We start from the raw sequence: 3742 nt of genomic DNA, 5'->3' as shown, positions 1-3742 counted from the left end.
CTGTCAGGCCATTTTTACGGGGAAAGATCTCGCTTAGCTAGCTGTTCAAAAAACCGGAGCCACTTCTGCTATCTCCTTTCATTGCATGAGCGTAGACCGCTCAGTGTGCTTTGATGAAGTCAATGAGTACACGGTTGAACTCTTTGGCATGCGAGAGGTTGCATCCATGTGGCCCATTCCTGATGACATGTATTTCACTGCCTTGCACCATCTGATGTGTACGTAAGCCGCTGACCTCCATTGGGACAATTCGGTCACTGTCGCCGTGAATGATCAACGTAGGCACATCAATTTTTTGAAGGTCCTCCCGGAAGTCGGTTTTTGAAAATGAGCCGATGCATGCATGTGTCGCCTTTGGAGATGCAAAAGCAGCGATGGTTTTGGCGTATTCGCGCTGGGCCTCGCTAACCAAGAGGGTTCCTTCCGCATTTGAGAAGAATTTATGCGTGAATTCATCGAGAAATTGCATGCGGTCCTCCAGGACTGCTAGCTCCTTCTTCAACACGTCCTCTTCAGTCACAGCACCGTCTAGATTCGAGGCCTCTTGGAGCAAGAACGGTGGAACAGCGGCAGCAAACACTGCACATCGAATAAAAGCGGTTCCATAAGCGCCGATGTACCGAGCAACCTCTCCTCCTCCCATTGAGAAACCAACCAAGGAAACACTCTTCAGCTCGAGTTCAGTGATCAACTCGTTGAGGTCTCGGGCCAGCGAGTCATAGTCATAACCGCTCCATGGTTGAGACGACGCTCCAAAACCTCGCCTGTCGTATGTGATGACTCTAAATCCAGCATCAACCAAGTCGGCGACCTGGGGCTCCCATGTGCGCCCACTCAGCGGCCAACCATGAATAAGAACTACGGGTGCACCTTCTCCAAAGTCTTGGTAATGCAGCTTCACTGGTTTGGATTGGGACTGGGAAATATCAATGTATGGCATTGGCTCTCCTTAGCTGGTTGGGTAATGAGAAGGTATGACAGAACCACTAAGTCGTTCTTCGGCTGCCGATGGGGCGCCCATCCTTCGCTCTGGCATCGGTGTCAACCAAGCCTTTTTTGAGGTCGTCATGGGCTAGTTCCATCTCAGGATGCACATTCCCGCTTGTTGAATGCAATGACTGATCGCGCTCATGAGGAAGCATGGACTCGCTGCCATGGGCCGCTGCATCCCCTTTTTTCGCGAGGTTTACCTTGGCTTCGTCAGGGCTGGCTACTTTCAACTGATCTTTAGGCTTCATATGAACCTCCTTTGAAAGATCAGTCTCATGCACACAGAAAAGCTACCGTGTAGGCCATCCAAGAGGATATGTTTCCAACTGTTAGTGCAATGCCAAGATGTTTACTGAACTTTCATGCGAATCTTGAGGCACTTGCTTCGCTGCATTTATCACAGTCATACCTGTGGGCGGGGACTAGAGAAGAAATCCGAGTGCTTCTCAGGCAGATTTATCTTCATTTTCGAGCTCAAGAAGGCGTTTCCTTAGGACACATTTCAATGTGGCTGGTCCGCACATGACCTACAAGCTCAGCATTCTCAGCCGCTTAGTCTGAACACTCATCTGTTCAAGAAAGGAGCTCACATGAGATTTCGAAAAGCAACGGCAGCAGACCTTTCCAAGGATCTGAGCCAGCTACTGGATGATCTGAAAGAGGTCCTGGCGACCAAAGGTCGTGATGCCGACCCTGCCGCATCCATGATCTTCAACAAAGCGGCCTCCACCTTGGAAAAGGTGAGATCCACATCGGCTGCGGCAGTAGATGAGTCTCGAGCTGCAGTCCAATCTGCGGACGACTATATGCATGACTCACCATGGCGAGCAGTAGGTGGCGCACTAGCAGTCGGTGCTTTGCTTGGGTTCGCCCTCAGCAGGCGTTAAGCCATCTTGAATACCTTCCCCCCCAAGGAGATATTATGAATACAGCATCTAGCGTCATCTCGTCTTCTAAGGTTGATGGTACGAATGTGTACAACCCAGCCGGAGAAAAATTGGGCTCGATTGAGTCTCTGATGATCGACAAAATTTCTGGTCAGGTTCGCTACGCCATCATGGAATTTGGTGGTTTTCTGGGCATGGGTACGGATCGCTATCCGTTGCCATGGACAACCCTCAAATATGACGTGACCCAACAAGGCTACGTCGTATCGCTTGACAAGGAGCAACTGCGTCAAGGGCCTAAATATGCATCGGACACCGTGCCGGAATACACGGAAGACTATGGCCGACGCGTTTATGACTACTACGGTGTGCCGTGGATCTAATTGAAAGCTGAGAAGCGTCTCTGGCTGAGCGCTTCTCAGTGCTGCGTTTGAACAATCCAGTCCTTTTAGGAGCTTGTTATGCCAGAGCAACAACGAACTCAGTCGATTGAGCACTCACATCACAACACTGAAAAACCTGGAGAGAACCAAGCATCTGAGCCAACCATCATTGCTGAGCAACACCGGAAGTCTTCGACTGCACCTAGAAGTCATTCAGCAAAATCCGTGGTTTCAGCTCCATCGATACCAACACCTGAAAAGCCCAGCAACCCGAACCCTTCTCAGCGGCCTCAATATCCGGCAGACCCGATGGATCCCTCTGACCCCAATAGTCCGAATCCAATAGAGGGAGCACGGGAAGATTTGTTTCCTAAAGACTCGTCAAATCAAGCAAGCTCAACGAGTAAAGCAGCAGATTTCGGAGACGCAGTCTGCACAAATAGCAAAGGTTGAAGTGCTATGACAACTGGCTCGATACCAAGCCGAAACCTTCGCCAGCTGCGAGTACTTTGCAAGCGTGCACCGATGTCTTCATCGGGATTTGAATGAGATCAAAGGAAAAAAATGAGAATTTTCAAAGGCATGGTTTTCAGGGTGGTCGCACTGACGGCAGTCGCAGCCGGAGCTGCCGTAGCTGTGTCTGGGTGTACTGTGACAGTTCCTAGTGGGATCGAGCCAGTGACAGGTTTCGATGCCAAACGCTATATGGGAACTTGGTACGAGCTCGCTCGAATCGATCATCGTTTCGAGAAGGGGCTGTCACGAACCTCAGCGCATTACAGTCTGGAAGAAGATGGGACCGTGACAGTAATAAACCGTGGCTACAGCGAAGAAAAGAACGCGTGGAAGGAGTCTCAGGGCAAAGCTCGCTTTCTGGGTGAGCCTGACGTCGCAGCGTTGAAAGTTTCGTTCTTCGGTCCCTTCTATGGTGGCTACAACATTGTGAGTCTCGACGATGGTTATCAGACTGCACTAGTCATCGGCAGCAGCCTTGATTACTTCTGGCTGCTGTCTCGTACCAAGAGCATCCCCGATCGGAAATTTAGGCAATTGCTGCGAATTGCTCAAGAGTTGGGGGTGGATATGAGCCGAGTCAGGGCTGTAGAGCAATAAGCCAAATAGCCTGGAAGTGGTATGCGCCTTAATCTTTAGAAAGGACAACTTCATGAAGTCAATATCCGCAATTGCTCTCCTCGCGGTTGCCGGTGCTTTGAGCGCCTGTGATGACAAAATGCCCAAGCCCGAACTGGAAACCAGACCACCGGCCACCGGGGGCATGACCGCACCGACTCCACATCCAGTAGAGCCGCCTTCAGCCGCGCCTGCACCAACTCAGCCAGGCGATCCAACTCAAGCCCCTTTTGGCCCGAATAAGTGAAGTTATGTATTGACCCAGTAAAAAGCTGCACAGGTCCTAAACTTGAAGAAAGGACCTGACAGATGAAAGATCAAGAAGAAGTTAAACGCTGGACAGCCAAGCGC

5 protein-coding genes are annotated in these 3742 nt (G+C 50.7%); 3 read left to right on the top strand and 2 right to left on the bottom strand.

Annotation, left to right across the window (positions count from 1 at the left end):
• Positions 1–100 precede the first annotated feature (100 nt).
• Both AC2I9W_RS17555 and AC2I9W_RS17550 read right to left on the bottom strand, forming a co-directional pair.
• Positions 101–940 carry an alpha/beta fold hydrolase gene (locus tag AC2I9W_RS17555; RefSeq protein ID WP_486411199.1) on the bottom strand — a complete coding sequence of 280 codons (840 nt, stop codon included), beginning with the start codon at positions 938–940 and terminating at the stop codon, positions 101–103.
• A gap of 46 nt (positions 941–986) precedes the next feature.
• Complete coding sequence (locus tag AC2I9W_RS17550; RefSeq protein WP_486411198.1) at positions 987–1238, bottom strand: hypothetical protein; 252 nt, start codon at positions 1236–1238, stop codon at positions 987–989.
• Positions 1239–1580: 342 nt separating this feature from the next.
• On the opposite strand from AC2I9W_RS17550, the gene AC2I9W_RS17545 reads away from it, so the two are divergent.
• The 3 genes from AC2I9W_RS17545 (at position 1581) to AC2I9W_RS17535 (ending at position 3373) form a co-directional block, all read left to right on the top strand.
• Positions 1581–1877 (top strand): ElaB/YgaM/YqjD family protein, encoded by a 297-nt coding sequence (locus AC2I9W_RS17545; protein ID WP_486411197.1) that lies wholly within the window; start codon positions 1581–1583, stop codon positions 1875–1877.
• Positions 1878–1912: 35 nt separating this feature from the next.
• Positions 1913–2260: a PRC-barrel domain-containing protein gene (locus AC2I9W_RS17540; protein WP_486411196.1), complete on the top strand. Its 348-nt coding sequence runs from the start codon at positions 1913–1915 to the stop codon at positions 2258–2260.
• 564 nt (positions 2261–2824) lie between these two features.
• Entirely contained in the window at positions 2825–3373 is a 549-nt protein-coding gene (locus AC2I9W_RS17535) for a lipocalin family protein (RefSeq protein ID WP_486411195.1), read from the top strand.
• Positions 3374–3742: the final 369 nt, after the last annotated feature.

The sequence above is a fragment of the Comamonas sp. FUJ_7 genome (genome assembly GCF_057369555.1).
This window is presented reverse-complemented; position numbering and strand designations above follow the sequence as displayed.